General features: G+C 71.1%; 28 protein-coding genes and 1 pseudogene. 13 read left to right on the top strand and 16 right to left on the bottom strand.

The genetic code is table 11. From position 1 onward, the window contains the following. Nucleotides 1-97 precede the first annotated feature (97 nt). Nucleotides 98-1411: a chromosomal replication initiator protein DnaA gene (dnaA, locus tag BLP62_RS08975; RefSeq protein ID WP_093007906.1), complete on the bottom strand. Its 1314-nt coding sequence runs from the start codon at nt 1409-1411 to the stop codon at nt 98-100. A gap of 47 nt (nt 1412-1458) precedes the next feature. Between dnaA and mnmG the strand changes: the two genes are divergently transcribed. Genes mnmG through BLP62_RS08955 form a run of 4 tightly spaced genes read left to right on the top strand, consistent with a single transcriptional unit; the run spans nt 1459 to nt 5542 of the window. Continuing rightward, nucleotides 1459-3261, top strand: a complete 1803-nt coding sequence (mnmG, locus tag BLP62_RS08970; RefSeq protein WP_338155571.1) for a tRNA uridine-5-carboxymethylaminomethyl(34) synthesis enzyme MnmG — start codon at nt 1459-1461, stop codon at nt 3259-3261. Continuing rightward, nucleotides 3261-4010, top strand: coding sequence for a 16S rRNA (guanine(527)-N(7))-methyltransferase RsmG (rsmG, locus tag BLP62_RS08965; protein ID WP_093007886.1), 750 nt, complete (start codon nt 3261-3263; stop codon nt 4008-4010). The genes mnmG and rsmG overlap by 1 nt, the downstream gene beginning before the upstream one ends. A gap of 7 nt (nt 4011-4017) precedes the next feature. After that, entirely contained in the window at nt 4018-4752 is a 735-nt protein-coding gene (locus BLP62_RS08960) for a ParA family protein (protein WP_093007884.1), read from the top strand. Further along, nucleotides 4736-5542: a ParB/RepB/Spo0J family partition protein gene (locus tag BLP62_RS08955; RefSeq protein WP_093007882.1), complete on the top strand. Its 807-nt coding sequence runs from the start codon at nt 4736-4738 to the stop codon at nt 5540-5542. The genes BLP62_RS08960 and BLP62_RS08955 overlap by 17 nt, the downstream gene beginning before the upstream one ends. Here BLP62_RS08955 and BLP62_RS08950 read toward each other — a convergent pair. The 3 genes from BLP62_RS08950 to BLP62_RS08940 are packed head-to-tail and all read right to left on the bottom strand — an operon-like array spanning nt 5530 to nt 8482. Further along, nucleotides 5530-7560, bottom strand: a complete 2031-nt coding sequence (locus BLP62_RS08950; RefSeq protein ID WP_093007880.1) for a DNA internalization-related competence protein ComEC/Rec2 — start codon at nt 7558-7560, stop codon at nt 5530-5532. The two genes, BLP62_RS08955 and BLP62_RS08950, sit on opposite strands and share 13 nt — an antisense overlap. Next, the gene (locus tag BLP62_RS08945) at nt 7557-7865 is read right to left on the bottom strand and encodes a ComEA family DNA-binding protein (RefSeq protein ID WP_093007878.1); all 309 of its coding nucleotides are present in this window, start codon (nt 7863-7865) and stop codon (nt 7557-7559) included. The genes BLP62_RS08950 and BLP62_RS08945 overlap by 4 nt, the downstream gene beginning before the upstream one ends. Then, complete coding sequence (locus BLP62_RS08940; RefSeq protein ID WP_093007876.1) at nt 7838-8482, bottom strand: hypothetical protein; 645 nt, start codon at nt 8480-8482, stop codon at nt 7838-7840. Before BLP62_RS08940 ends, BLP62_RS08945 begins: the two co-directional genes overlap by 28 nt. Before the next feature lie 22 nt (nt 8483-8504). Here BLP62_RS08940 and BLP62_RS08935 point away from each other — a divergent pair, with 22 nt between their 5' ends. From BLP62_RS08935 to pfkA, 5 genes are read left to right on the top strand one after another with little or no spacing between them, the layout of a single operon-like run. Beyond that, the gene (locus BLP62_RS08935) at nt 8505-9134 is read left to right on the top strand and encodes a glycerophosphodiester phosphodiesterase (protein WP_093007874.1); all 630 of its coding nucleotides are present in this window, start codon (nt 8505-8507) and stop codon (nt 9132-9134) included. Nucleotides 9135-9144: 10 nt separating this feature from the next. Beyond that, entirely contained in the window at nt 9145-9684 is a 540-nt protein-coding gene (locus tag BLP62_RS08930) for an inorganic diphosphatase (RefSeq protein ID WP_093007872.1), read from the top strand. 31 nt (nt 9685-9715) lie between these two features. Then, nucleotides 9716-10204: a TFIIB-type zinc ribbon-containing protein gene (locus tag BLP62_RS08925; protein WP_093007870.1), complete on the top strand. Its 489-nt coding sequence runs from the start codon at nt 9716-9718 to the stop codon at nt 10202-10204. A 1-nt stretch (nt 10205) separates the two neighbouring features. Further along, nucleotides 10206-10994 (top strand): 16S rRNA (cytidine(1402)-2'-O)-methyltransferase, encoded by a 789-nt coding sequence (gene rsmI / locus BLP62_RS08920; RefSeq protein ID WP_093007868.1) that lies wholly within the window; start codon nt 10206-10208, stop codon nt 10992-10994. Beyond that, the gene (pfkA, locus tag BLP62_RS08915; RefSeq protein ID WP_093007866.1) at nt 10991-11959 is read left to right on the top strand and encodes a 6-phosphofructokinase; all 969 of its coding nucleotides are present in this window, start codon (nt 10991-10993) and stop codon (nt 11957-11959) included. The genes rsmI and pfkA overlap by 4 nt, the downstream gene beginning before the upstream one ends. On the opposite strand, the gene BLP62_RS08910 is transcribed toward pfkA, so the two are convergent. The 5 genes from BLP62_RS08910 to BLP62_RS08890 all read right to left on the bottom strand — a co-directional run bounded on the left by BLP62_RS08910 (nt 11936) and on the right by BLP62_RS08890 (nt 17621). Further along, on the bottom strand, nt 11936-12397 hold the full coding sequence (locus BLP62_RS08910; protein WP_093007864.1) for a hypothetical protein: 462 nt from the start codon (nt 12395-12397) through the stop codon (nt 11936-11938). The two genes, pfkA and BLP62_RS08910, sit on opposite strands and share 24 nt — an antisense overlap. A 9-nt stretch (nt 12398-12406) precedes the next feature. Next, nucleotides 12407-14767 (bottom strand): phenylalanine--tRNA ligase subunit beta, encoded by a 2361-nt coding sequence (gene pheT / locus BLP62_RS08905; RefSeq protein WP_093007862.1) that lies wholly within the window; start codon nt 14765-14767, stop codon nt 12407-12409. Next, complete coding sequence (pheS, locus tag BLP62_RS08900; RefSeq protein WP_093007904.1) at nt 14764-15816, bottom strand: phenylalanine--tRNA ligase subunit alpha; 1053 nt, start codon at nt 15814-15816, stop codon at nt 14764-14766. The genes pheT and pheS overlap by 4 nt, the downstream gene beginning before the upstream one ends. Nucleotides 15817-15905: 89 nt before the next feature. Then, complete coding sequence (locus BLP62_RS08895; RefSeq protein WP_093007860.1) at nt 15906-16565, bottom strand: DUF5639 domain-containing protein; 660 nt, start codon at nt 16563-16565, stop codon at nt 15906-15908. Nucleotides 16566-16574: 9 nt separating this feature from the next. After that, on the bottom strand, nt 16575-17621 hold the full coding sequence (locus BLP62_RS08890) for an MFS transporter (RefSeq protein ID WP_093007858.1): 1047 nt from the start codon (nt 17619-17621) through the stop codon (nt 16575-16577). A gap of 17 nt (nt 17622-17638) precedes the next feature. Between BLP62_RS08890 and BLP62_RS08885 the strand changes: the two genes are divergently transcribed. From BLP62_RS08885 to BLP62_RS08875, 3 genes are read left to right on the top strand one after another with little or no spacing between them, the layout of a single operon-like run. After that, nucleotides 17639-19750: a primosomal protein N' family DNA-binding protein gene (locus BLP62_RS08885; RefSeq protein ID WP_176758181.1), complete on the top strand. Its 2112-nt coding sequence runs from the start codon at nt 17639-17641 to the stop codon at nt 19748-19750. Beyond that, a complete protein-coding gene (gene alr / locus BLP62_RS08880) occupies nt 19751-20830 on the top strand; it encodes an alanine racemase (protein WP_093007856.1) in 1080 nt (359 codons plus the stop codon). It abuts the gene before it with no gap. Nucleotides 20831-20834: 4 nt separating this feature from the next. Further along, on the top strand, nt 20835-21155 hold the full coding sequence (locus BLP62_RS08875; protein ID WP_093007854.1) for a DUF3208 domain-containing protein: 321 nt from the start codon (nt 20835-20837) through the stop codon (nt 21153-21155). Here the strand turns inward: BLP62_RS08875 and BLP62_RS08870 are convergent. From BLP62_RS08870 to BLP62_RS08840, 7 genes and pseudogenes are all read right to left on the bottom strand, one after another. Further along, entirely contained in the window at nt 21152-21847 is a 696-nt protein-coding gene (locus tag BLP62_RS08870) for a glucodextranase DOMON-like domain-containing protein (protein WP_093007852.1), read from the bottom strand. The two genes, BLP62_RS08875 and BLP62_RS08870, sit on opposite strands and share 4 nt — an antisense overlap. Before the next feature lie 8 nt (nt 21848-21855). Beyond that, a complete protein-coding gene (locus BLP62_RS08865) occupies nt 21856-23073 on the bottom strand; it encodes a gluconeogenesis factor YvcK family protein (protein ID WP_176758180.1) in 1218 nt (405 codons plus the stop codon). Next, entirely contained in the window at nt 23054-23875 is an 822-nt protein-coding gene (rapZ, locus tag BLP62_RS08860; RefSeq protein WP_093007850.1) for an RNase adapter RapZ, read from the bottom strand. Before rapZ ends, BLP62_RS08865 begins: the two co-directional genes overlap by 20 nt. Before the next feature lie 8 nt (nt 23876-23883). Continuing rightward, nucleotides 23884-24648 (bottom strand): CPBP family intramembrane glutamic endopeptidase, encoded by a 765-nt coding sequence (locus tag BLP62_RS08855; protein WP_093007848.1) that lies wholly within the window; start codon nt 24646-24648, stop codon nt 23884-23886. Further along, nucleotides 24645-25163, bottom strand: a complete 519-nt coding sequence (locus BLP62_RS08850; RefSeq protein WP_093007846.1) for a hypothetical protein — start codon at nt 25161-25163, stop codon at nt 24645-24647. The genes BLP62_RS08855 and BLP62_RS08850 overlap by 4 nt, the downstream gene beginning before the upstream one ends. Next, the gene (locus BLP62_RS08845; protein ID WP_093007844.1) at nt 25129-25323 is read right to left on the bottom strand and encodes a type II toxin-antitoxin system antitoxin; all 195 of its coding nucleotides are present in this window, start codon (nt 25321-25323) and stop codon (nt 25129-25131) included. The genes BLP62_RS08850 and BLP62_RS08845 overlap by 35 nt, the downstream gene beginning before the upstream one ends. Nucleotides 25324-25382: 59 nt before the next feature. After that, a pseudogene (locus BLP62_RS08840) lies at nt 25383-25883 on the bottom strand (SPFH domain-containing protein); the annotation flags it as partial. A 29-nt stretch (nt 25884-25912) separates the two neighbouring features. On the opposite strand from BLP62_RS08840, the gene BLP62_RS08835 reads away from it, so the two are divergent. Next, on the top strand, nt 25913-26203 hold a 291-nt coding region (locus BLP62_RS08835; RefSeq protein WP_176758179.1), incomplete at its 3' end, for a transposase.

The raw sequence follows: 26203 nt of genomic DNA, 5'->3' as shown, positions 1-26203 counted from the left end.
GCCTCGCCCTGGGGAAGTTGTCCACAGGTTGTCCACAAGGTTATCCACAGGAAAAGGACACTTATCCACAGGGTTATCCACAGGTTATCCACAGGGGTCACGCCAGCACCTCCCGCAAGGACCTCAGGAGGCTTTGCACCTCCCGGTCGCTCTCCGAAAGCTCCTGGATCTTCTGGATGGCGTAGAGGACGGTGGTGTGGTCGCGGCCCCCGAAAAGCTGGCCGATCTCGGGCAAGGAGGCGCGGGTGAGCTCCCGCACCAGGTACATGGCGATCTGGCGGGGAAGCACCACCTCCTTCCTCCGGCCCCCGCCCACGAGGTCCTCGGGGCGGAGGGCGAAGTGCTCGGCCACCTTGCGCACGATCTCCTGGGGGTCCACCTCCACCTCCCGCGGGGCGAAGATGTCGGAGAGGGCCTTGGCGGCCACGCTGCGGGTGAGCTCCACCCCGTTTAGGGAGGCGTAGGCGATGGCCCGCATGAGGGCGCCTTCCAGCTCGCGGATGTTGGAGGTGACCTGCCGGGCGATGTACTCCAGGACCTCCTCGCTCACCCTCAGGCCCCGCTGCTCGGCGTTCATCTTGAGGATAGCGATGCGGGTTTCCAGGTCGGGGGGCTGGATGTCGGTGATGAGCCCCCACTCAAAGCGGCTCCGGAGGCGGGCCTCGAGGGTCAGGATGTCCTTGGGCGGCCGGTCGGAAGAGAGAATGATCTGCTTGTGGGCCTCGTAGAGGGCGTTAAAGGTGTGGAAGAACTCCTCCTGGGTCCGCTCCTTGCCGGCGATGAACTGGATGTCGTCCACCAGGAGGAGGTCCACGGAGCGGTAGCGCTCGCGAAACTCCGCCATGCGGTCTTCCCGGATGGCGTTGATGAGCTCGTTGGTGAAGGTTTCCGTGGAGACGTACTCGATCTTCAGGTGGGGGAAGCGCTTGGCCACGGAGTGGCCTACGGCGTGCATCAGGTGGGTCTTCCCCAGGCCCACCCCCCCGTAGATGAAGAGGGGGTTGTAGGCGCGGCCCGGGGACTCGGCCACGGCCACCGCCGCGGCGTGGGCCATGGAGTTGTTGGGCCCCACCACGAAGTTCTCAAAGGTGTACTTGGGGTTGAGCTTGGGTTTTTCGCTTTCCGGCTTGGGGGAGGCCTGGAAGATGTCCTCCTGGACCACGGCCCCCGGCACCACCTTGAGCTCAAAGCGGGGAGCCTGGGCCCCCAGGAGGCCCAGGGCCTCCTGGATGAGCTCGGCGTAGTGCCGCCGGATCCAGTCCAGGGCGAAGGAGGTGGGCACGGCGAGCTCTAAGACCCCGTCCCTTAGGCCCAGGGGACGGATCCTCTCAAACCAGGTGTGGAACTCCACCTCGGTGATGTTGCGCCGGATGTGCTCCAGGACGTGTTGCCAAACCGCCTCGTGGGTCAAGGCCACCCCCGTCCAGGGGAACATTCTACGCCACGGGCTCGGGTAAAGTGGAGGGCGGGATGGGGTACGACGTGGTGGTGGTGGGCGGGGGCCATGCGGGCCTCGAGGCCGCCTGGGCGGCGGCCGCTTTGGGGGTCCGGGTGGCCCTCGTCACCGTGAACCCGGAGCGGATCGGCATGATGCCCTGCAACCCCGCCGTGGGGGGGCCGGGGAAGAGCCAGCTGGTGGCGGAGCTTGTGGCCCTGGGCGGGCTCATGGGCCGGGCGGCGGACGCCACGGCTATCCACACCCGGGTCCTGAACCGCTCCAAGGGCCCCGCGGTGCAAAGCCTCAGGGTCCAGGTGGACCGGGACCTCTACGCCCTAAAGGCCCAGGAGATCCTGGCGGAGAGGCCCGTGGAGGTGCTTCGGGGCGAGGTGGCGGCCCTTTGGGTGGAAGGGGGGAGGCTTTTGGGGGTGTGCACCGTGGACGGGCGGGCCCTCCCCGCCAAGGCGGTGGTGGTGGCGGGGGGGACCTTCCTCTCCGGCGTGGTCTGGTACGGGAGGAAGAGCCGCCCCGCCGGGCGCCAGGGGGAGCCCCCGGCCCGCTTCCTCTCCCAGAGCTTCAAGGCGGTGGGCCACACCCTTCGCCGCTTCAAGACGGGGACCCCGCCCAGGATCCGCGCGGACAGCGTGGACTTCGGGCGCCTCGAGGTGGTCCCCCCCGAGGTGCCCCCCGGGAGTTTCACGGGAAACCCGGGGCCCCATGCCGCCAGGCTCCCCACCTGGCAGACCCGCACCACGGCGCGCACCCACCGCCTCATCCTGGAAAACCTCCACCTCTCCCCCCTCTACGCCGGGGACATCCAGGGCATCGGCCCCCGGTACTGCCCCTCCATTGAGGACAAGGTGGTGCGCTTCGCCGACAAGGAGAGCCACCTCCTCTTCGTGGAGCCGGACGGGCTTTCCACCACCGAGGTCTACCTCCAGGGCTTCTCCTCAAGCCTCCCTCCCGAGCTCCAGGAGGAGATGGTGCGCTCCCTCCCCGGGTTTGAGCGGGCGGTGATCCAGCGCTACGCCTACGCCGTGGAGTACGACAGCCTGGACCCGAGGGAGCTCACCCGGGGCCTCCAGTCCCGCTTCCTCCCCGGGCTTTTCAGCGCCGGGCAGGTGAACGGCACCTCGGGCTACGAGGAGGCGGCGGCCCAAGGGGTGCTGGCCGGGCTCAACGCCGCCCGGTTCGCCCTGGGGCTTCCCGAAGTCCACCTCCCCCGGGAAAGCGGCTACATCGGGGTCCTGGTGGACGACCTCGTGGGCCGGGGCACGGACGAGCCCTACCGGATGATGACCTCCCGGGTGGAGCTCCGCCTCCTCTGCCGGGCGGACAACGCCGACGAGCGCCTCGTCCCCTTGGCCGTGGCCTGGGGCCTGAGGCCCAAGGAGGACCTAAAGCGGGTGGAGGCCAAGTACCGCAGGGTGGCGGAGGAGCTTAGGCGCCTTCAGGCCCTTCGGGTGGAGGGGGTCTCCGGCCTCCAGTGGCTTAGGCGGCCGGAGAACACCTACCGGGCCCTGGCGGAGCGCTTCCCCCCGCCCGAGCCCCTTTCCCCCGAGGAAGCGGAGCAGGTGGAGATCCGGGCCAAGTACGCGGGCTACATTGAGCGGCAGGAGCGCCTCCGGGAGAAGATGAAGGACCTCGAGGCCTTCCGCATCCCCGAGGGGCTGGACTTCCCCAGGGTGCCGGGGCTTTCCCGGGAGGCGGCGGAGAAGCTCTCCCGCCACCGGCCCAAAAGCCTCGCCGAGGCCGCCCGGGTCCCCGGGGTGCGGGACTCCGACCTCACGGCCCTGGCCGTCCACCTGCGGCGGGGGGCCTGATGTTTCACGGGAAACACCCGGAGGGCCTGAGCGAGAGGGGCCGGGCCCTGCTCCTGGAGGGGGGAAAGGCCCTGGGCCTGGACCTAGAGCCCCACCTCGAGGCCTTCTCCCGCCTTTACGCCCTCCTCCAGGAGGCGAACCGCAAGGTCAACCTCACCGCCCTCCGCACCGAGGAGGAGGTGGTGCTGAAGCACTTCCTGGACTCCCTGACCCTCCTCCGGCTTCCCCTTTGGGAAGGCCCCCTAAGGGCGCTGGACCTGGGGACGGGGGCGGGGTTTCCCGGCCTTCCCCTCAAGATCGTGCGCCCCGAGCTGGAGGTGGTCCTCCTGGACGCCGTTCGCAAGAAGGTGGCCTTCCTGGAGGAGGCCGTGCGGGCCTTGGGCCTGAAGGGGGCCTACCCCTTGTGGGGCCGGGCCGAGGCCCTGGCCCACCTGCCGGAGCACCGGGAGGGCTACCACCGGGTGGTGGTCCGGGCGGTGGCGCCCCTGTGCGTGTTGGCGGAGCTCGCCCTCCCCTTCCTGCGGGTGGGGGGGTACCTGGTGGCCCAGAAGGGCCCCCGCGTGGAGGAGGAGCTTGCGCCCTTGCCCCGGGCCCTTCCCGCCCTGGGGGGGGCTTTGGAGGGGGTCCACCGCCTTCGCCTTCCCCTTTCGGAAGAGGAAAGGGCCCTGGTGGTTCTCGCCAAGGTGGCCCCCACCCCCAGGGCCTACCCCCGCCGCCCCGGGGTTCCCGAGAAAAAACCCTTATGCTAAGGGCGAGGTGCGCCGCATCGCCTTGGTGAACCAGAAGGGAGGGGTGGGGAAGACCACCACCGCCATCAACCTGGCGGCCTACCTGGGCCGGATGGGCAAGCGCGTGCTCCTGGTGGACCTGGACCCGCAGGGGAACGCCACGAGCGGCCTCGGCCTGCGCCCCCGGAAGGGCGTGTACCACCTGCTCCAGGGGGAGCCCTTGGAGGGCCTGGTCCAGGCCGTGGACGCCTTCCACCTCCTCCCCGCCACCCCCGACCTGGTGGGGGCCACCCTGGAGCTGGCGGAGGACCCCCTGGCCCTGGCCAAGGCCCTGGGGGACGAGGGGTACGAGTTCACCCTCCTGGACGTCCCCCCAAGCCTCTCCCCCCTCACCTTAAACGCCCTGGGGGCGGCCCAGGGGGTCCTGGTGCCCGTGCAGGCGGAGTACTACGCCCTGGAGGGGGTGGCGGGGGTGCTCTCCACCCTGGAGGAGGTCCGGGGCCGCCTGAACCCCGCCTTGCGGCTTTTGGGCCTCCTCATCACCATGTACGACGGCCGCACCCTGCTTTCCCAGCAGGTGGAGGCGGAGCTCAGGGGCCACTTCGGGGAGCTGGTCTTCTGGACGGTGGTGCCCCGGAGCGTGCGCCTGGCGGAGGCGCCAAGCTTCGGCCGCACCATCGCCCAGCACGCCCCCACCTCCCCTGGGGCCCACGCCTACCGCCGCCTGGCTGAGGAGGTGATGGCCCGTGTCCAAGAAGGCTAGCGGCCTCGGGAGGGGCCTCGAGGCCCTCCTCCCCAAGGGAAGCGGCAGCGTGGTGCGCCTGCCCCTGGCGGCCATCCGGCCCAACCCCCACCAGCCCAGGAAGCGCTTTCCCCAGGAGGGGCTGGAAGAGCTCGCCCAGTCCATTCGGGAAAAGGGCCTCCTCCAGCCCCTCCTGGTGCGGCCCAGGGGGGAGGGGTTTGAGCTGGTGGCCGGGGAGCGGCGCTTCCGGGCGGCGCAGATGGCGGGCCTCCAGGAGGTCCCCGCCGTGGTCAAGGACCTCACGGACCGGGAGGCCTTGGAGCTCGCCCTGGTGGAGAACCTCCAGCGGGAAGACCTCTCCCCCGTGGAGGAGGCCCGGGGGTACCAGGCCCTTTTGGAGATGGGCCTCACCCAGGAGGAGGTGGCCCAAAAGGTGGGCAAGGCCCGCTCCACCGTGGCCAACGCCCTCAGGCTCCTCCAGCTCCCCGAGGAGGTGCTTCAGGCCCTGGAAAGGGGGGAGATCACCGCCGGGCACGCCCGGGCCCTGCTGATGCTTTCCCCTGAGGAGCGGCTTTGGGGGCTTAGGGAGATCCTTTCCAAGGGGCTTTCCGTGCGCCAGGCGGAGGCCTTAAGGGAGCGGCTTGCCCGGGGCCGGAAGGCCAAGGAGGAGTCTCCCCTCTCCCTGGAGCTTTCCCGGCACCTGGGCCTGCCGGTGCGGGTGGTGGGGGGAAAGCGGGGCCGGGTGGTCATCCATTACCGCTCCCTGGAGGAGCTGGAGGCCCTCCTGGAGCGCCTCGGCTACCAGGCGTAGCCGAAGAAGACCCGCACCGCCCCCATGCGGTCCGTGCGGGCCACCTGGACGCCGTGGGCCTTTAGGCGCTTTAGGACCTCCGGGTGGGGGTGGCCGAAGGGGTTGGCCCCCACCCCGATGAGGGCCACCTGGGGCCTGGCCCGTGCCAGCAGGGCCTCGGAGGTGCCCGTGCGGGAGCCGTGGTGGCTCACCTTGAGGACCTCCACCGGGCCCACGGCGAGCTCCCTTTCCACCGCCTCGGGCACGTCCGCCAGGAGGAGGGCCCGCGCCCTTCCGAAGTCCAGAAGGAGCACCAGGCCGTCTTGGTTGTCCTCCCCGCTTAAAGCCTTCGGCCAGAGCGCCCGGACCCTCCCCCGGCCCACGGCCAGCTCGCTTCCCGCACCCGGGAAGCGGAAGGGCACGCCCCGGGCCTTTAGGGCCTCCACCAGGGGGTGGTCCCGGGGGAAGGCGGGGGAGAGGAGGGCGAGGCCCACGGGGACCTCCTCCACCACCCGCAGAAGCCCCCCGTAGTGGTCGGCGTCGGGGTGGGTGGCCACCAAAAGCTCCAGGGCCTCCACCCCCAGGGCCCGGAGGGCCCGCACCACGGTCTCCCCTTTCTCCGCCCGGCCCCCGTCCACCAGGACCTCGGCCCCGCCCATCCGGGCGAGAAGGGCGTCCCCGTGGCCCACGTCCAGGGCCCAGAGGTCCAAAGGCTTTGGCCAGGCGGCGAAGAGGCTTGCCAGGACGGGAAGCGTGGCGAGAAGGAAGGCGCGCCGCCAGGGGAGCTTCCTGTGAAGGGCGAGGAGGAAGGGGAGAAGGCCCAGGTAGTAGAGGGCGAACCCCACCGGGGCGATCTCCCCCCAGCGGAGGAGGGGCCCTTGGGCTGCGATCCCCGCCAGGAAGAGGAGCCCCTGGGCGAGGGGCTCCACCAGGGGGACGAGGAGGCCCCCCAGGAGGAGCTTGAGGAACCCCAGGGGCACGAGGAGGGCCACCAGGGGGAGGGCCAGGAGGTTGGCCAGGGGGGCGAGGAGGGGCAGGAAGCCGAAGCGGTGGAGGAGCAAAGGGGCGAGGAAGGCCTGGGCGGCGAGGCTTGCGGCAAGCCCCCCGAGGAGGTGGCCCCTGGGCCCGGGGGGAAGCCTGAGGGCCGGAAGGACCAGGGCCAGGCCCAAGACCGCCAGGTAGGAGAGCTGCAAGCCCAGGGAGAGCCAGGCCTCGGGGCGGAGGAGGAGCTGGAGGAAGAGGGCGAGCCCCAGGCCCTGGAGCACCCCCGCCCCGCCCAGGCCCAGGAAAAGCCCCAGGAGGGACAGGCCCGCCATGAGGCTCGCCCGCACCAGGGAGGGGCTTGGCCCGGCGAGGAGGAGGTAAACGGGGAGGAGGGCGAGGGCTATGAGGTAGCGCCACCGCCCCAGGGGCAGGAGGGCCGCCGCCCCCACCAGGAAGCCCACGTGGAGGCCCGAAACCGCCAGGAGGTGGGCGAGGCCCGCCTTTTGGAAGGCGGCGTAGGCCTCTTCCAGGCCCTCCTTGTCCCCCAGGACGAGCCCTTCCAGGACCTCCCGGGAAGGCGGGGAAAGCCCTTGGCCTAGGCGCTCCCGGAAAGGCCCCTGGGGGTCGGGGAGGGGGGCGAGGGGCACCGCCCGTTCCACGTGAAACACCCCCCGCACCCCCCTGGACAGGAGCCAGGCCTTCTCGTCAAACCCCCCGGGGTTGCGCTTGGGCTCGGGAGGGGCCAGGTAGCCCCGAAGCCGGTACACCCCATCGGCCAAAGGGGGGAAGGCCTTCAGGCGCAGGGGCTCTCCCTCCCACAGGGTGAAGCCTCCCCGAACGGCGAAGCTCCCCTCCAGCCGAAGGCCATGGGGGGGTTCCGGGAGGGGGAAGAGGAGGCCCTGGAGGAGGACCAGGACCGCCCCCAGGGCCAGGGGAAGGCGGTACCAGGGGAGGAGGAGAAGGGCCAAGGAAAGCGCCCAGGGGTGGGAGAGGCCGAGGGCGCCCAGAAGCCCTCCTAAGCCCAGGGCCACCCCAGGGGAAGCCAGGCTCCTCATGGCCGCACGTAGGGGCGGAGGCGTTCCAAGGTGGCGGGCCCGATGCCCTTCACCCGGAGGAGGTCCTCCACCTGCCGGTAGGGGCGGGCCTCGAGGATGCGCCGGGCCAGAACCGGCCCCACCCCCGGGAGGGCCTCCAGCTCCTCCAGGGTGGCGGCGTTGAGGCTTATGGGCTCAGGGACGGGCGGGGCGAAAGAGACCTCGGCGAAGGCCTCCACCCTCACGGGCCTTGGGCTTGGGGCCAGCTTGGGCCAGAGGGCGAGGAGGGCCAGGAGGGCTACGAGGAGGAGGTAGCCAAGGACCACTCCGTCAAGGCCAGGCCCAGCCCACCCAGGACCACCCCCGCCAGGGCCCAGGGGTCGGCCCCGGGGTTCAGGGCGGCGAAGGCCACGGTGTAGCCCAGGGTGAGGAGGGCGAGGACCTTGAGGGGGAGGGCCAAAGGGTTCCGCCTCCTCGAGGCCTCCCTTGGCGGGGCGCCGGAGGCCTCCTCCGGCGGGGGCGCCGGGGCCTCCGGCTCGGGGGCCAGCTCCACGGAGGCCCGCCGGGGAGGAGTAGGCGGGGCTTCCTCCTCCCACACCGGGGCCTGGGGGGCGGGCTGTGGGGCGGCCGCGGGTTGAGGGGCGCTCGTGGCCTTGCGGGCCCGGGCCACATGGGGCTTGAGGCCCTCCAGGAACCCCTTGAGCTCCTCCACGGGGAAGGCCTTCAGGGGGATGGACAAGGAGGCCCCCTCCCCCTGGACCGCCAGGGTTCCCCCTTCCCCCCGGCTTATCCGGCGGATGCGGGCGAGCTCCAGGCGCTGGACCCCGGTGTCGTCCACGTAGACCAGGTGGGTTTCCGTCACGGCCAAAAGCCCCCCCGGTCCCTCCAGGCGGGCCAGGGCCACCTCCCCCGTGCGGGAAAAGGCTTCTTCATACTTGCCCATGGCCCCATTGTATACTCCACCCGTGCTCCTTCGCTTGGGCCACCGCGGCCTCGCCCAGGGGGTGCGGGAGAACACCCTGGAGGCCTTCGCCAAGGCCCTGGAGGCGGGCCTGGACGGGTTTGAGCTGGACGTCCACCTCACCCGAGACGGCGTCCTGGTGGTCCACCACGACTTCACCCTGGAGGGTCTTCCCTTGGCCTCCCTCACCTCCCGGGAGCTTCCCGCCTACGTGCCCACCCTCGAGGCCGTGCTCCAGGCCTTCCCCCAGGCCTGGGTCAACGTGGAGCTCAAAAGCCTTCCCCCCGAGACGGACGGCCGCGAGGAGGCCCTGGCCCGGCTCCTGGCCCGCTACCCCTCTCCCCGGATCTGGGTGAGCTCCTTTGACCCCCTGGCCCTGGTGCGCCTCCGCCGCCTTGGGGTGGGGCCCTTGGGCCTCCTTTACGAGAAGCCCGAGGCCTCCGAGCTCGCTCCTTGCCTGGGGGTGGCCTGGGTGCACCCCTGGGAGGGCCTCCTCACCCGGGAGGAGGTGGCCCGGCTTCGGGCCCGCTACCGGGTCTTGGCCTGGACGGTGAACGCCCGGGACCGGGCCCAGGCCCTGGCCGCCTGGGGGGTGGAGGCCTTGGTCACGGACCGGGCGGAGGCCCTCGTATAATGGGGGGGCTATGGCGAACCTCAAGAGCCTTCCCGTGGGCAAGGGCGCGCCCGAGGTGGTCCACATGGTCATTGAGGTGCCCCGGGGCTCGGGGAACAAGTACGAGTACGACCCCGACCTGGGGGTGGTCAAGCTGGACCGGGTCCTGCCGGGAGCCCAGTTCTACCCTGGGGACTACGGCTTCATCCCCTCCACCCTGGCCGAGGACGGGGACCCCTTGGACGGCCTCATCCTCTCCACCTACCCCCTCCTGCCTGGCGTGGTGGTGGAGGTGCGGGTGGTGGGCCTCCTCCTCATGGAGGACGAGAAGGGCGGGGACGCCAAGATCCTCGGGGTGGTGCACGAGGACCAGCGCCTGGAGCACATCCGGGACATCGGGGATGTCCCCGAGGGCGTGAAGCAGGAGATCCAGCACTTCTTTGAGACCTACAAGGCCCTGGAGGCCAAGAAGGGCAAGTGGGTCAGGGTCACGGGCTGGCGGGGCCGGGAGGCGGCCTTGGAGGAGGTCCGGGCCTGCATGGCCCGCTACCAGGGGCAGGCGTCCCTTTGAGGCGGGGGTAGAATCCCCGAGGGGGTGGCCTATGGTTTGCCCGGTCTGTGGAGAAACCTTAGACTTGGAAGGGTACGAAGCCGGGGACCTTTTGGACTGCGAGGCCTGCGGGGCGGTGCTCCGCCTGCTTTCCGACGGCGCCTTGGAGGTGGTGGAGGTGCCCGAGGAAGCCGAGCCCCTTTGGGGCCTCGAGGCCTTCCCCGAGGGGGACGAGGTGGTCCTCCGCTTCTCCGACGGGGCCCTGGAGGAGGAGGTGCGGGTGGCCAAGGTGGAGCTGGCCGAGGCCTTGCGCCGCCTGGAAGAGGGGGTGGGGGAGGAACCCCCCAAGGAGGCCGAGGACGAGCCCAACCTGGAGCCCGACTACCTCACCGCGCACCTGGAAACGGACCAGGGCCCCCTGGTCCTGCGGCGCGTCCTCTTCCCCGGGGCCCCGGACCTCTTGGAGTTCACCCTCCCCTCGGGCTCCCTCTACGAGTTCCCCTTCCGGCAGGCCCTGAAGACGCTCAAGCCCCTCCTCTAGCGTGCGCCTGGTCTTGGTGCCCACCCCCATCGGGAACCTGGAGGACATCACCTTAAGGGCCCTCCGGGTCCTCAAGGAGGCGGAGGTGGTGGCCTGCGAGGACACCCGGCGCACGGGCGTTCTCCTGGAGCACTACGGGATTCCCACCCCCACCCTGCGCTTAGACCAGCACACGGTGGGCCGGGCCCGGGAACTCCTCGCCCCTTACCGCTACGTGGCCTACGCCACGGACGCGGGCACCCCGGGGATCTCCGACCCGGGGGCCGAGCTCGTGCGCCAGGCCTTGGAGTGGGGCTGGCGTGTGGAAGCGCTTCCTGGCCCCACCGCCCTCATCCCCGCCCTGGTGGCCTCGGGCCTGCCCACCCACCGCTTCACCTTTGAGGGCTTCCTGCCCAAGAGGGGAAAGGAGCGCCGGGAAAGGCTTTGGGCCCTGGCCCGGGAGGGGAGGACCGCCGTGCTTTACGAGAGCCCGCACCGCCTGAGGAAGACCCTGGAGGACCTCCTCGCGGTGTACGGCCCCAAACACCCCGTGGCCGTGGCCCGGGAGCTGAGCAAGGTCCACGAGGAGATCTTTCGGGGAAGCCTGGAGGAGGCCCTGGAGCATTTCCAAGAGCCCAGGGGGGAGTTCGTCTTGGTCCTGGGGCCCAAGAAGGCCGAGCCTTTGGAAGCCGAAGCCCTCCTAGAGAAGTTTCGCGCCCAGGGGCTTTCCGGAAAGGCCCTCTTCCGGGCCCTGGTGGAGGCCGGGCTTCCCCGGAACGAGGCCTACCGTCTTAGCGTGGAGGAGCCATGAAGCGGATCGGGGTATTCACCAGCGGGGGGGACGCCCCCGGCATGAACGCCGCCATCCGGGCGGTGGTGCGCCAGGCCTACGCCCTGGGGATAGAGGTCATCGGGATCCGCCGGGGCTACGCGGGCATGATCCAGGGGGAGATGGTGCCCTTAGGGGTGCGGGACGTGGCCAACATCCTCCAGCGGGGGGGGACGGTCCTCCTCACCGCGAGAAGCCAGGAGTTCCTCACGGAGGAGGGCCGGGCCAAGGCCTACGCCAAGCTGCAGGCCGCGGGCATAGAAGGCCTGGTGGCCATCGGCGGGGACGGGACCTTCCGCGGGGCCATCCGCCTCATAGAGGAGTTCCGCCTGCCCGTGGTGGGGGTCCCCGGCACCATTGACAACGACCTCTACGGCACGGACTACACCATCGGCTTTGACACCGCGGTGAACACCGCCCTCGAGGCCATTGACCGCATCCGGGACACCGCGGCGAGCCACGAGCGGGTCTTCTTCATAGAGGTCATGGGGCGGCACGCGGGCTTCATCGCCCTGGACGTGGGGCTTGCGGGGGGGGCGGAGGTCATCGCCGTCCCCGAGGCCCCCGTGGACCCCAAGGCCATCGCCGAGGGGCTTTTGGAGTCCCAGAGGCGGGGGAAGACGAGCTCCATCGTGGTGGTGGCGGAGGGGGCCTACCCGGGGGGGGCGGCGGGGCTTCTCGCCGCCATCCAGGAGCACGTGGCCGTGGAGGCCCGGGTCACGGTCCTCGGGCACATCCAGCGGGGCGGAAGCCCCACGGCCAAGGACCGCATCCTGGCGAGCCGCCTGGGGGCGGCGGCGGTGGAGGCCCTGGCCGGGGGGACGAGCGGGGTCATGGTGGGGGAGGTGGCGGGGGAGGTGGAGCTCACCCCCCTCAAGGAGGCGGTGGAGCGGAAGAAGGACATCCACCGGGGCCTGCTCGCCCTATCGCGGGTGCTTGCCCTCTAGGGCCAGGGCCTTCCTGAGCCAGGGGTACTTCCAGGCCAGGAGGAAGGCCTCCCGGGCGAAGGGGCTTTGGGCCACCCCCTGGTAGATGGGGGTGGGGAGGTTCACCGAGGGGTAGCGGAGGCCTCCCCCCACCGCCTCCCAGGGGAAGCCCGTCCAGAGGGCTAAGGCCAGGAAGAGGCCGAGGAAGCCACCCCCCAGGAGGCCGAGGAAGCCCTCGAGGCCCCGGGAAAGGGGAGGCAGGGGGAGGCTCTTGGCCAAAAGCCCCGCGAGGAGGCCAAGCCCAAGCCCCCATCCCGCCCCGGAAAGCCCCAGCTGGGCGAGGAGGAGGTACAAGACCCCCCCAAGCCCGGCGAAGGCCAGGGGAAGCCCCGCCCGGTAGCCCAGGGCCACCCCCAAGGCCAGGCTCCAGAGGGCCAGGAGGTCCACCCAGGTGAGCATGGCCAAAGTCTACTCCCTCAGGCCGAAGCCCCGGGCCTTTAAGGCGGCCACCACCTGGGCCATGGCCGCCTCCACTTCCTCGTCCCGGAGGGTGCGCTCGGGGTGGCGGAAGCGGAGGTGGAAGGCCAGGCTCTTCTCCCCCGGCTTCAAGGGGGGGCCCTGGTAGAGGTCAAAGAGCTCCAGGCTCTCCAGGTGGGGGCCCGCCGCTTCCCGAAGGAGCCTTTCCACCTCCCCGTAGGGGGTGGCCTCGGGGACCACCACCGCCAGGTCGCGGAAGGCCGGGGGGTAGCGGGAGGGGTCCTGGAAGCGGAAGGGGGCCTCCGGCAGGGGCAGGCGAAGCTCAAAGAGCCACACCCGGGGAAGCTCCAGGGCCCGGGCGATCTCCGGGTGGAGCTCCCCCAGGAAGCCCCGCTCCTCCCCGCCCACCCGCACCCTCCCCGAGACCCCCGGGTGGAGGAAGGGGTAGGGGTGGGCCTCCACCTCCAGGGAGAGGCCCAGCCGGGCGAGGAGGGCCTCGAGGTGGCCCTTGAGGAGGAAGAACCCCCCAAGGGCCTCCTTCTCCCAGGGAAGCCCCACGCCTTCCCCGAAGAGGAGGCCCGCCAGGTGGGTCCTCTCCGCCACGCGGTCCCCTTCCACCCCGTAGACCCGGCCCACCTCAAAGAGGAGGGCCCGCTCGGGCCGGTCCAGGTCCAGGTTCTCCTTCAGCACCCGGACCAGGCCGGGGAAGAGGTGGGTCCGGAGGGCGGCCTTCTCCGGGGCTAGGGGGTTTTGCAGGCGCAAGGGGTAGGGGGGGAGGCGGAAGAGGGGGGCCTCCTGGGGGTCGGCGAAGCTGTAGGTGTAGACCTCCTGGAAGCCGAGCCCCGCCAAAAGCTCCTTTAGGGCCCGCTCCCGGCGGTAAGGCCCCTCCACCCCCCGGTTGTCCGGGGCGGGGAAGAAGGCGGGAAGGTCCAAGGGGATGGTCTCGTACCCCTGGATGCGGGCCACCTCCTCCACCAGGTCCTCCTCAAGCCTCAGGTCCAGGCGGTGGCTGGGCGGGGTGACCCAATAAGCGGGGCCTTCCCCTTCCACCCGGCACCCGAGCCGCTTGAGGATGGCCACCTGCTCGGCCTCGGGGTAGGCCGTGCCCAGGAGGCGGTTGGCGTAGTGGGGACGGAAGGGGATGGGCTCCGGGGGCTTGGGGCGGCCTTCCTCCAGGATCTCCTGGGCCACCCGGGCCCCCGCCAGGGCCTGGAGGAGGCTTAAGGCCCGCCTCTGGGCGGGGAGCTGGCCCAGGGGGTCCACCCCCCGCTCAAAGCGGTGGCTCGCCTCGGTGCGCAGGCCGTGGCGGCGGGCGGTCTTGCGGATGGACACGGGGTCAAAGCAGGCCACCTCCAGGGCGATGGCCTCCGTGTCCTCCCGGACCTCGCTTTCCGCCCCGCCCATGACCCCGGCGAGGCCCAGGGGGAAGCTCTCCTCCCCCCGCCACCCGGCGATCACCAGGTCCTCAGGGGAGAGGGTCCTTTCCACCCCGTCTAAGGTCCTAAGCCGCTCCCCGGGCCTTGCCCGCCGCACCAGGATCCCCTCCCCGAGGAAGCGCAGGTCAAAGGCGTGCATGGGCTGGGCCCTTTCCAGCATGACGTAGTTGGTCACGTCCACCACGTTGCTGATGGGCCGCATGCCCGCGGCGAAGAGGGCCCGCTGCATCCAGAGGGGGCTTGGCCCCACCTTCAGCCCGAAGGCGTAGGCCAGGGTGAAGTGGGGGGCGCCCTCGGGGTCTTCCACCCTAAGGGCGAAGGGGAGGGGAAGGGCCTCCGCCCTTAGGGCCGCCTCGGGCTCCACCAGGGCGTAGCCCAGGGCGTGGAGGTCCCGGGCGAGGCCAAGTAGGCCCAGGGCGTCCGGGCGGTTCGGGGTGACCTCGAGGTCCAGCACCACCTCCTCGGGCCAGGCCTCGGCCAGGGGGGTGCCGGGGGGGAGGGCGTCCTCGGGGAGCTCCAGAAGCCCCCCGCCGTACTCCCCCACCCCGAGCTCCTTGGGGGAGAGGGCCATGCCGAAGGAGCGCACCCCTTGGATGACCCGTTCCCCCACCTTTTGGCCCAGGCCGGGAAGCTCCGTCCCCGGCAGGGCTAAGGCCACCCCGATCCCTTTTCGGGCGTTTTCCGCCCCCGAGACCACCTCCACCACGCCTTCCGCCTCCAGGACCAGGCGCTTAAGCCGGGTGCCGGGGATGGGGTGGGCCTCGAGGACCCGGGCGAAGACCACCCCTTGGGGGATCCGGAAGAGGCGCTCCATCCGGTCCGTCTCAAAGCCCAGACCCGCGAGGCGCTCCTCGAGGACCTCGGGGCTTTCCAGCTCGGGCACGTACTGCTTAAGCCAGGAGAAGGGCACCCTCATAGAACCCCCTTGAACTGCTCCAGCACCTTGAGCCTGCCCCCGAAGAAGTAGCGGATGTCGGGGACGCCGTAGCGGAGCATGGCGAGGCGCTCCACCCCGAGCCCGAAGGCGAAGCCCGTGACCCCCCGGTAGGCCGGGGGCAGGCCGAGCCTTTCCCGGTAGGCGTCCACCGCCTGGAAGACCTTGGGGTGGACCATCCCGGCCCCGCCCAGCTCCAGCCACTTCCCTCCCTCGGGCCACCAGAGGGCGAACTGGGCCCCGGGCTCCACGAAGGGGAAGTAGACGGGCTGGAAGCGCACCTTGGAGCTTGGGCCGAAGAGGGCCTGGGCGAGCTCGTAGATGGCCCCCTTGAGGTGGGCCATGGTGATCCCCTCGCCCACCACCAGGCCCTCCAGCTGGTGGAAGACGGCCTCGTGGGTGGCGTCCGTCTGCTCAAAGCGGAAGACCCGGCCCGGGGCCAGGATGCGGAAGGGGGGGGTGTGGGCCACCATGTACCGCACCTGCATGGGGGAGGTGTGGGTCCTGAGGAGGAGCCGCCCCCGCACCTCCTCCCCCAGGGGGCCTTCCAGGCCATAGCCCTCCCCGGCGAGCCAGAAGGTGTCCCACATGTCCCGCGCCGGGTGGTGCTCGGGGATGTTCAGGGCGTCAAAGTTGAAGAACTCGCTCTCCACCTCGGGCCCCTCCACCGCCTGGTAGCCCAGGGCGCGGAAGATCTCCACGAGCTCCCGCTCCATGAGGGTGATGGGGTGGAGCCCCCCGGCGAAAAGCCGCGCCCCGGGCAGGGAGACGTCCAGCCTCTCCCCCTCCAGGGCCTTTTCCAGGGCCTCCTTCTCAAGCTCCTTCTCCCTCTCCTCCAGGGCCTTTTCCAGGGCCTCCTTGAGGGCGTTCAGGGCCTGGCCCCGGGCCCTTCGCTCCTCCAGGGGGAGGGCCGCCAGGGCCTTCATCTCCTGGGTGAGGAGGCCTTTTCTCCCCAGGTAGCGGGCGCGGAGGGCCTTGAGGGCCTCGAGGTCCTGGGCCTCGCGGATGGCTTTTAGGGCTTCTTGTTCCAGCGCCTCCATCCCCTAAAGGATACCCTCAGCCCCGCTTTCCCGAGCGCGGGCCAGACTTACCGGGTCCCCCAAGCCGGCATGGGGTGGTCTCAGAGGACCTCCGCCAGGCGGAGGAAGGCCCTTGGGGGCGGGGGCTTTTCCCCTCCATCCCTCCAGGAGAAGCGCAGGTCCCAAAGGGGCCCCTCCCCCACCCCCATCCCCCGGGGGAAGAGGGGGCGGAGGTCCAGGGCCTCCACCTCCTCCCCCCCGAAGGCCTCCCGGAAGCGGACCACCTCCTTCTCGTGCCCGAAGTGGAAGGCGTAGAGCCAAGTTCTACCCTCTTCCTGCAAGGCGAAGAGGAAGCGGGGGGAAGGGGAAAGCCCGGGGAAGGCCCCCTCCCAGGGGCGGCGGAGGAAGCTTGCGGCCCGTCCCGGCCGCAGGCGGAAGACCACCTCCAGGGCCTCCCCCAAAAGCCCGAAGCTCCCCACGAAGGGGCGCACCAGGTCGTAGCCCTGGACGTTCTTCACCACCACCCCCCCGGCCCGCACCACCCGGCCCTGGGGGGTGCGGAAGGCGAGGCCCAAGACCTCCGAGGCGAAGGGGAAGGTCTGGGCGAACCCCCCCCGGGCCACCAGCCCCCCCACCCCCCCGGGGAGCTCCACCGGGGGGAAGGGGGGGTAAAGCCCCGTGCCCCGGAGGGCCGCGTGGGCCTCCAGAAGGCCCGCCTCCCCGGGGGCCACCAGGTACTGGTCGGCGGCGCGCACCTCCACGGGTCCATGCTACCGAAGGGGGGCGAGGAGGAGGGCCAGAAGGGCCAGGGCCATCCCCACCCCCACGGCCAGGGGGAAGCTGTGGAGGAAGAAGGGGTAGAGGAGGCCCGCCAGGGTGCCCCCCAGGTAGAAGCTCGCCACGTAGGCCCCGCTCACCCCCGCTCCCCTCCTTCCCGCGGCCCCCGAGGCCAGGCTCTGGGCGGTGAAGAGGGCCCCCATGAGGAGGACGAAGCCCAGGACCAGGTAAGGGGGCTTCAGGAGGAGGCCCATCCCCAGGAGCACCACGAGGAAGGCCAGGCGGAAGGTGGCCACCGCCCCAAGCCGCCTCGCCAGCACCCCCGAGAGGGCGCTTCCCGGGATGCCAAAGAGGTAGGCCAGGTACACGAGCCCCACCTCCCCCGGGCGGAAGCCCAACTCCAGGAGGCGGTAGGGGAGGAGGTTGGCCAGGAAGAGGTTGAGGAAGAGGAGGACCCCCCCCACCAGGTAGAGGGGCCAGGCCCCGGGCTCGTACCGGGGCCTCCCCAAGGGGGGAAGCCCTCCCGGGGCCCTTAGGAGGAGAAGCCCCAGGCCCAGGGCGGGCAGGGAGAGGAGGGAAAGGGCTTGCCGCACCCCTAGGGCCTCGGCCAAAAGCCCCGCCAGCACCCGGCCAAGCCCCCCGCCCAGGACGTTGCCCGCCATGTACACCCCGGCCATCTCCAGGGCCCTTTGCGGGAAGAGGAGGGGGATGAGGGCGATGGCCAGGGTGGGGACCAGGGCCGCCCCCACCCCCTGGAGGAGGCGGAAGAGGGTCCAGAGGAGGAGGCTTGGGCTTAGGGCCCCAAGGAGCCCCCCAAGCCCCACCAAGAGAAGCCCCCCGCCCAGGAGGGCCCCGGCGGGAAGGGGAAGCCTCGGCACCAGGGGGGAGAGGAGGACGAGGAGGAGGAGGGGGAGGCCCATCCCCGGCCCCGCCGCCCCCGGGGGGGCCTGGAAGAGGCCTTCCAGGAGGGGAAGGAGGGGGACCACGGCGTAGAGGGCGCTGTAGAGGGCCACCCCCGAGAAGAGCACCGCCAGGCGCACGCCCTTATCCTAGGGGCATGCGGGCCCTCCGGGTGGCCCTCCCCCTGCCCCTCCCCCCCATGAGCTACCTGCCCCCCCTGGGGGAGGAAGGGGAGGCCTTGGGGCGGCGGGTGGCCGTGCCCTGGCGGGGGGAGGTGCGGCTTGGGGTGGTGGTGGGGGAGGAAGAGGCCCCAAAAGGCCCCGCCCTGCGCCACGCCATCGCCTACCTGGACCCCGCACCCTACCTGCGCCCGCAGGAGGTCGCCTTCCTGGAGGAGGCCGCCCGCTACCTCTTCGCCCCCCTGGGCCAGGTCCTGGCGGACCTCCTCCCCCCCTTCCCCGAGGTGCGCCACCGGGTGCGGCTTTACCCGGGGGCGGACCCCAAGGTGCTGCCCAAGGGCCTCGAGGCCCTGGTGGACTGGCAGGAGGCCAAGGGCTTTGACCCCAAGCTCCTGGACCTCCTGCGGGAGGCGGGGGTCTTGGAGGAGGAGGTGGCCTTCAAGGAGGAAAGGGGGGTCCTCCTCCCCCTGAAGGAGGCCCACCCCGACCCCGGTCTGGACCGGGTGCTCCAGGTCCTCCGCTCCTTGGGCCACGCGGAAAGCCAGGCGGCCCTGGCCCGGGCGGCGGGGGTGGGGGTGGGGAGGGTGCGGCGCCTCCTGGAGGAAGGGTACATCGGCCTGGGTCCCCTTCCCAAGCCCAAGCCCTCCGGGCCTTCCCTGGAGCCCCTTCCCCTGCCCGAGCGCCCCGGGCGCCTGAACGGGGGGAGGTTTTCCGAGCGGCTCCGCCTCCTGAAGGGCCTGGTGGCCGAGGGGGACCACCTGGTCCTCTTCCCGGAGGTGAGCCTTCTGGAGCGCTTCCTGGCCTTCTTCCCCGAGGCCAGGCCCTACCACGGGGGGCTTTCCCCAAGGGAGCGGGAGGCCCTCTTCAAAGACCCCAAAGGCCTCGTCTTCGCCACCTACGGGGGGCTCCTCCTGCCCTTCACCCCCCGCTCCTTGGTGGTGGTGGAGGAGGGGAGCGAAAGCTACAAGCTCCCCTCGGGAAGCCGGGCCTTCATCCCCCCCTTGGCGGAGCTTCGGGCCAGGCTTTTGGGGGTGCCCCTCACCTACCTCTCCCTGGTGCCCGCGGTGGAGGTCCTGGAGCGGCCCGGCCTCACCTTTCCCGTGCCCAAGCCCCGGGTTCTCCTCCTGGACCTCAGGCGGGAGAAGGGCTACCCCTTCACGGGCAGGGCCCTGGCCCTCCTCAAGCAGGTGGAGGAGCGGGGAAGGCAGGCGGTGGTCCTCGCCCCCAGGAAGGGCTACAGCGCCCTCCTCCTCTGCGCCGACTGCGCCTACAAGCCCACCTGCCCCAACTGCGCCCTTCCCCTGCGCTTCCACCGCCCCCGCCGCCTCCTCTGCCACCAGTGCGGCCACGAGGAGCCTCCCCCCCTCCTCTGCCCCCGGTGCGCCTCCCCCCTCTTAGAGCCCAAGGGCCCCGGGCTGGAGTGGCTTTGGGAGGAGCTTGGCCAGCGCCTTTCCCTTCCCCTTTTCCGCTACGCCAAGGAGGCCAAGGACGACCTCACCTCCCTTCTTGAGGGGGCGCCCGGGGTGGTGGTGGGGACCACGGCCCTCCTCCGGGGGCCCACCCTGCCCGAGCTCGCCCTGGTCCTTTTGCCCTACGCCGACGGCTTCCTCTACGAGAGCGACTTCCGCGCGGCGGAGCGCTACCACCGGCTCCTTTGGGCCCTCACGGAGCTCAGGCCGGGGAGGCGGCCCCTTCTCGCCCTCCAGACCTACACCCCCGACCACCCCGCCCACCAGGGCCTCCTGGAGGGGAGCGTGGAGGCCTTCCCCTGGGTGGAAAAGGCCCTGCGGGAGGCTTTAGACTACCCCCCGAAGGTGCGCATGGTGAAGCTGGAGGTGCGCCACCGCCAGGAGGAGCGGGCCCTGGAGGAGGCCTTCGCCCTAAGGGCGGCCCTGGAGGGCGTGGCCCGGGAGGGGGAGGTCCTGGGGCCCGCCCCCGCCCCTGTGCCCCGGGTGAAGGGGGTTTACGTCTTCCACCTCCTCCTCCGGGGGAGCACGGAGCGCCTTTCCGAGCTCCTTTCCCGCCTGGACCGGCGCAGGTTCAAGCTGGACCCCGACCCCCACCGCTTCGTGGGGCTTCTGGAGGACTAGATGGAGGCCCGGGCCTGGATGGAGGTGGACCTCGCCGCCCTCTGGGGGAACTACCTCTTCCTGAAGGGGAGGGCCGGGGGGGAGGTGATCCCCGTGCTCAAGGCGGACGCCTACGGGCACGGGGCCCTTCCCCTCGCCCGCTTCCTCTTTCAACGGGGGGTGAGGCGGGTGGCCGTGGCCACCCTGGCCGAGGGGCGGGCTCTCCGGGAAGGGGGGGTGGAGGGGGAGGTGCTCCTCCTGGGAAGCCTCCACCCCCTGGAGGCAGAGGAGGCCCTAAGGTGGGGGCTTACCCCGACGCTTTCCACCCTCGAGGCCGCAAGGGCCCTGGCCGAGAGGGCGAGGGCCTTGGGCCTTCTTCCCAGGGCCCACCTCAAGGTGGACACCGGCATGAACCGGGTGGGCTTCCCCTGGGAGGAGGCGGCCATGGCCCTTAAGGCGGTGGAGGCCCTGGGGGTGCGGGTGGAGGGGGTGTACAGCCACCTGGCCACCGCCGGGGAGGACGCGGCCTTCGTGGAGGTGCAGAAGGGGCGCTTTTTGGAGGTGCGCCGCGCCCTGGGGGAGGCCTACTTCTACCACCTGGAGAACTCCTATGGCCTCCTCCTCCACGGGGGGGAGAACGTCCGGGTGGGCCTCGCCCTCTACGGCCTCGTGCCGGGCTTCGGGCTGAGGCCCGTCCTCCGCCTCCTCGCCCGGCCCACCCTGGTGAAGCGCCTTAAGGCGGGGGACCGGGTGGGCTACGGCGGGGAGTATGTGGCCCGAGGAGGCGAGTGGCTCGCCACCCTTCCCGTGGGCTACGCCGACGGGCTTCCCCGGGGGGCGGTGCGGTTCGTGAGGGGGCCGGGAGGGGGCCTCCATCCCGTGGCCGGGCGGATCTCCATGGACCAGACCACCGTGGCCCTCCCCGGGCCCCTAGGCCTCGAGGCGGTCTTTGAGGTCCTCTCCCCGGACTTCGGCCCCACGGGGCTTGTGGCCTGGGCCGAGGCCCGGGGCACCATCCCCTACGAGGTGGCGGTGCATCTCTCCCGGAGGCTCCCCCGGCTTTACCTCCTGGAGGGGGAGGTCTGGGAGCGGGTAGGCTAGGGGCGTGCAGGCCATCCGGCTCTTCCAGGGCTACCTCTGGCACCCCCAGGAAAGCCCCCTGGACCTAAAGGCCCTCCTCCCGGAGGAGGTGCTCGGGGCGAGGCTTCTCCTGGACGAGGTGCCGCCCCCCACCCCCTTCTTTGAGGACGGCACCCCCACCCACACCCAGCGCTTCTACCAGCTCACCCTGCTCCTCCTCACCGAGCGCCCCCCCGAGGCGCTAAAGCCCCTGGCCGAGGCGGCGGCCGAGGCCCTGGACGCCCTTCTCCGGGGGCTTCCTTCGGGGGTGGGCTGGCTCCTTCTGGAGGACCTCCGGCCCCTTTAGCGCCTCAGGAGGAAGGCGAGGAGGAGGGAAACCCCCCCCAGGGCGAAGGCCAGGAGGCTTTCCCGGCGCAAGGAGAGCCTAGGGGGCCTCGAGGGCTTCAGGACCCCGGTCTCGTAGGCCCGCACCTGGTCCTTTGGGTTCTCCGCCAGAAGGTCCACCAAGGGCGGGCTCCCCGGGGGGGCGAGGAGGGTCCAGGGCCCCCCGGAGGGGCTCGTGGGGCGGAGGTAGCCGGGGGCGAAGGGGTCAAAAAGCCCTACTCCCCCGTAGACCCCGTAGGCCCCCGGGGGGAGGCCCGTGTCCAGCACCACCCACTCCCCCTCCCGCCAGACCCTGGCCGGGGTCCGCTTCCCGGAAGGGTCCCGCCGCTCCGCCCCGAAGCCGGTGAGGGAAAAGCCCACCTCCCAGCCCTCCCCCGGTGGGGTCCTGAGCCCGGGGACCAGGGTTTCCTCCCCCCCTTCTCCCGTGTCCAGGAAGAGGGCCACCGTGGCCAGGCTGAAGCCCAGGGGGCCTTCTAGGGGGTTGGGGTAGCGGGCGAGGCGCACCTTGAGGAGAAGGCGCCCTTCCTGCGCCTCTCCCCCCACGGCCAAAAGGTCGGCGAAGCCCTCCCCCGCCTCCTGGTAGAGGGCGGCCCGGGGGTACTGGTAGGCCAGGCCCCGGTCGTCCCCTAAGGGGTCTTGGAAGAGGAAAAGCACGCCCACCTTTATACCAGGCCAAGGAGCGCCCGCACCACCTTTTCGGGGTCGTGCTGGGCCAGGGGGCCTTCCTCCCGGAAGTCCCCCGTGAGGACCCGCACCCCGTCCAGGGCGAAGGGCCTCGGGTCAAAGGCCACGGGGTGGCGGCCCTCCTCGGCGTAGCGCTCCAAGACCTCCTCGGGGATGGGGGCGGTGTGCACCAGGACGATCTCCGGCCTCCTTCCCAGGTGGAAGGCCACCGCCTTGTAGTGCTCGTAGGCGGTGTAGCCGTCCGTCTCCCCGGGCTCGGTCATGAGGTTCACCACGTAGACCAGGGGGGCCTTGGCCCGGGCGAGGGCCTCCTTGAGGCGGGGGGGCAGGAAGCTCGGGATGACGCTGGTGTAGAGGCTTCCCGGCCCCAGGACCAGGAGGTCGGCCCTGCGGATGGCCTCGAGGGCCTCGGGCATCACCTCCCTTGGCTCGGGCTCCAGGAAGACCTCCCGGATGCGCCCGCCCCTTTGGCGGATGGCCACCTCCCCCACCACCTCCGCCCCGTCCTGGAAGCGGGCCCTGAGGTGGACGGCCTCCGGGGTGGCCGGGAGGACCTGGCCCCGGAGGTTCAGGATGGCGTTGGCCTCGAGGATGGCCTCGGCGAAGTCCCCCGCCACCTCGTTCAGGGTCACCAGGAGGAGGTTGCCGAAGGTGTGCCCCGCCATCTCCCCCCGGGCGAAGCGGTGGGCGAGGAGCCGGGAGAGGCCCGGGTGGTCGGAGAGGGCGGAGAGGCAGTCCACCAGGTCCCCCACCGCGGGGAGGCCGAAGGAGAGCCTGAGCCTTCCCGTGGAGCCCCCGTCGTCCGTCACGGCCACGATGGCGGTGGCGTTGGCCGTGTGCTCCTTAAGGCCCCGGAGCACCCGGGAAAGCCCCGTGCCCCCGCCGAAGGCCACCACCTTTGGGCCCCGCTCCAGCCTGCGGCGCACGTACACCTTCTCCGGGACCTCCTCGGGCTCGGTGAAGGCGGAGAGCATGCTCCGGTTCATGCTCCGCACCCCAAGGACCGCGAGGAGCCCGCCCAAGAGGAGGGCGAGGGCCGCCCAGGGGGGCTTCAGGCCCAGGGGGGGGAGGAGCTCCCCAAGCCCCAGGCCGAAGAGCACCACCCCCAGGAAGGCCACCAGGGCGTAGCGCTTCACCCGCATCCCCGGGTAAAGCCAGCGGAAGGCGGGGGGAAGCCTAGGCCTCCTTTTCCACATCCCGGTGGCTCACCTCCACCCGAAAGCGGCCCGAAAGCTCCTCGGCGAGCCGCTCCGCCACGGCCACGCTCCGGTGGCGCCCTCCCGTGCAGCCCACGGCCACGGTGTAGAAGGCCCGCCCCTCCCGCCTGGCCCCTTCCGCCGCCAGCCCGGCCACGCTCAGGAGGGCCCGGTAGTAGGGCTCGTGCTCTTCCCGGAAGATATAGGCCCGGACCTCGGGGTCCAGGCCGGTCTTGGGCTTGAGCCCGGGGTCGTAGTGGGGGTTGGGCAGGGGACGCACGTCCAGGACCAGGTCCGCCTCCTGGGGCGGGCCCCACTTGAAGCCGAAGGAGAGGAGGCGCAGGGTGAAGCCCGCCTCCTCCCCCAAAAACCGGGTGAGGGCCTCCTTGAGGGCCCTAGGGGAGAGCTCTGAGGTGTCCAGGACCAGGTGGGCCCGCGCCCGCAAGGGGGCAAGGGCCTCCCGCTCTTTCCCGATTTCCTTGAGAAGGTTCCCCGCCCCCAGGGGGTGGAGCCTGCGGGTGAGGTTGTAGCGGCGGAGGAGGACCTCGGGGCGGGCCTCGAGGTAGACCACCGTGGGCTTGAGTTCGTCCAAGGCCCTTTCCAGGTCGCCGAAGAAGGCCAGGGCCCGGGCGTCCAGCACCACCCCGGCCCGCTCCACGCCCCGCCCGGCCAGCTCCTCCAGCAACCCCCCCCAAAGCCTTGGGGGGAGGTTGTCCACCATGAAGTACCCCAGGTCCTCCAAAAACCCCTTGGCCGTGGTCTTGCCCGCCCCCGAGAGGCCGGAAAGCACCAGAAAGCGCATCCCCTTGACTATACCCGCCCCCTAAGCCAGAGGTTGAAGAGGGCGAGGAGGAAAAGCCCGGGAAGCCCCACCACCCCCACCAGGAGGTCGTGGGTGCGCTCCACCGCCAGGAGGGAAAGCCCGGCCACGGCGTTCAGGGTGCCGTGGAGGAGGGCGGGGGCCCAGAGGGAGCCCCCCTTCTCCCGGGCGTAGAGGAGGGCGGGGGTGAGGGCCAGGGCGAAGAGGACCATCATGCCCACGCCCAGGAGGCGGTGGTCCGGGTAGTTGTGGCCGAAGAGGAGGACCAGGGGGGCGTGCCAAAGTCCCCAATAGAAGCCGATCTCCAGGCTGGCGGGCCAGAAGCCCCGCGCCCTCAGCCTCTCCCAGAGGTAGCCCCGCCAGAAGAGCTCCTCCCCCAAGGCGGCGAGGAGGTTTACCGTGGCCCCGGCGAAAAGCCCCTGGAGGAGGACGAGGGCCCAGAGGGCGGCCTCGGGAAGCCCCGGCAGGGCCCAGGCCAGGCCCTTCCAGGAGGCGAAGGGAAGGCTTAAGGGGAGGGAGAGGAAGGTGAGGGCCACGGGGAAGAGCCAGGCGAAAAGCCAAAAGCGGTTGGGCCGGAAGCGCAAGGGGAGGGGCACCCCCTCCTTCCGAGCGAAGCGGAGGGCCACGAGGCCCGGGGCCCACATGTAGGCCACCCCAAGGAGGAGGTAGGCGGGCGTCCCCGGCCTCACCCCCAGGGCGTAGCCCAAAAGGGCCAGGGCCCAGGAGAGCCCAAAGGCGAGGTAGACCGCCCTCATTTCGCCTCCTTCCAGGCCAGAAGGGGCTTGGGGTCCTCGGGGTTTAGGAGGAGGCCCGTGCCGTCTTTAAGGACCAGGAGAACCCCTTCCCCCCGCCTCGCCCCCACGAAGGCCTCCACGGGAAGCCCCTGGGGGAAGGCTACCGTCCTTAGGCGGAAGCGCACCCGGTAGTAGCCGGGCATCTCGGCTTTGGGCCCGAAGGCGAGGAGGGGCAGGGCGTAGGCCGTGGCCACCGCGGCCGCCACCTCCGAGCGGTGGACCTGGCGTTTCCCCAAGGGGTGGTGGATGACCAGGAAGGGTCCTTGGATCTCGTAGAAAAGCCTTTCCGGGAAGCCCACAAGCCAGAGGAAGAGGACTCCCATAAGGAGCCCATCCGCCGCCACCAGGGCGAGGAGGAGGGGCCTCTCGGAGGCCTCGGCCGTGGCGGCCACGGCCAATAGCGCCACGAGGGAGGTCAGGTAGAGGAAGAGGAGGAGCCCCCTAGGGCTCCCGTCCCTCTTCGGGGTTAGCCTCATCCTTCCACCTCCCCGCCCGCCTCGCCGCCTCCTTGAGGAGGTATTCTATCTGGGCGTTCACGCTCCTCAGCTCGTCCTGGGCCCATTTCTCCAGCACCCGGTAAAGCCTTGGGTCCAGCCTCAGCAAAAACGCCTTCTTTCCCTCTGGTTTCCCCTTCACCTTGGATTTTCCCGCCCCTCGCCCCTAAAGGGTCTTGCCGTAGCCTTCACCCTTAGGGATTAGGCGTAGAGGGTGCCCACGTTCACCACCGGCTGGGCCTGGGCCTCGGAGACCAGGGCCACCATGAGGTTGTTCACCATGGCCGCCTTCCTCTCCTCGTCCAGGGAAAGCCCCGCCTCCTCCAGGCCCGAGAGGGCCTCCCGCACCATCCCCACCGCCGCCTCCACGATGAGCCTGCGGGCCGCCACCACCGCCAGGGCCTGCTGGCGGCGGAGCATGGCCTGGGCCACCTCGGGGGCGTAGGCCAGGTGGGTGAGGCGGGCCTCGAGGACCTCCACCCCCGCCACCTTTAGGCGCTCCTCCACCTCGGCCTTGAGCTCCGCGGCGATCTCCTCCGGGCTTCCCCTTAAGGACTTCCCCTCGGCGTCGTAGGGGTAGCGGCTCGCCAGGGCCCTAATGGCCGCCTCCGACTGGATGGCCACGAAGCTTTGGTAGTTCTCCACCTGGAAAAGGGCCTTGGCGGTGTCCACCACCCGCCAGACCACCACCGCGGCGATCTGGTCGTGTAAGGATTTATGTGTAAGGGTCCGTGTTTAATAGGGGGGCACACCTTGGCACGAGGAGGTGCCCCGTGGACCAGGATACCTTGCGGATCTTGCTGAGGGAAGCGGTGCGGGAGACAGTAGCCGAGGTTCTGCAGACGGTTCTGGAGCTGGACCGGACAGCCTTCTTGCAGGTGCACGGAGGCCGCAGGAACGGCTACTACCCCCGCAAGCTGGAGACCACCTTCGGCCAGGTGGACCTGAAGGTCCCTAGGGATCGGGAATCTCGGTATTACCCGGCTTTCCTTAAGCCCTACGCCCGCCGCCTGGTGGACGTG

The organism is Thermus arciformis (assembly GCF_900102145.1).
GTDB lineage: Bacteria > Deinococcota > Deinococci > Deinococcales > Thermaceae > Thermus > Thermus arciformis.
This window is presented reverse-complemented; position numbering and strand designations above follow the sequence as displayed.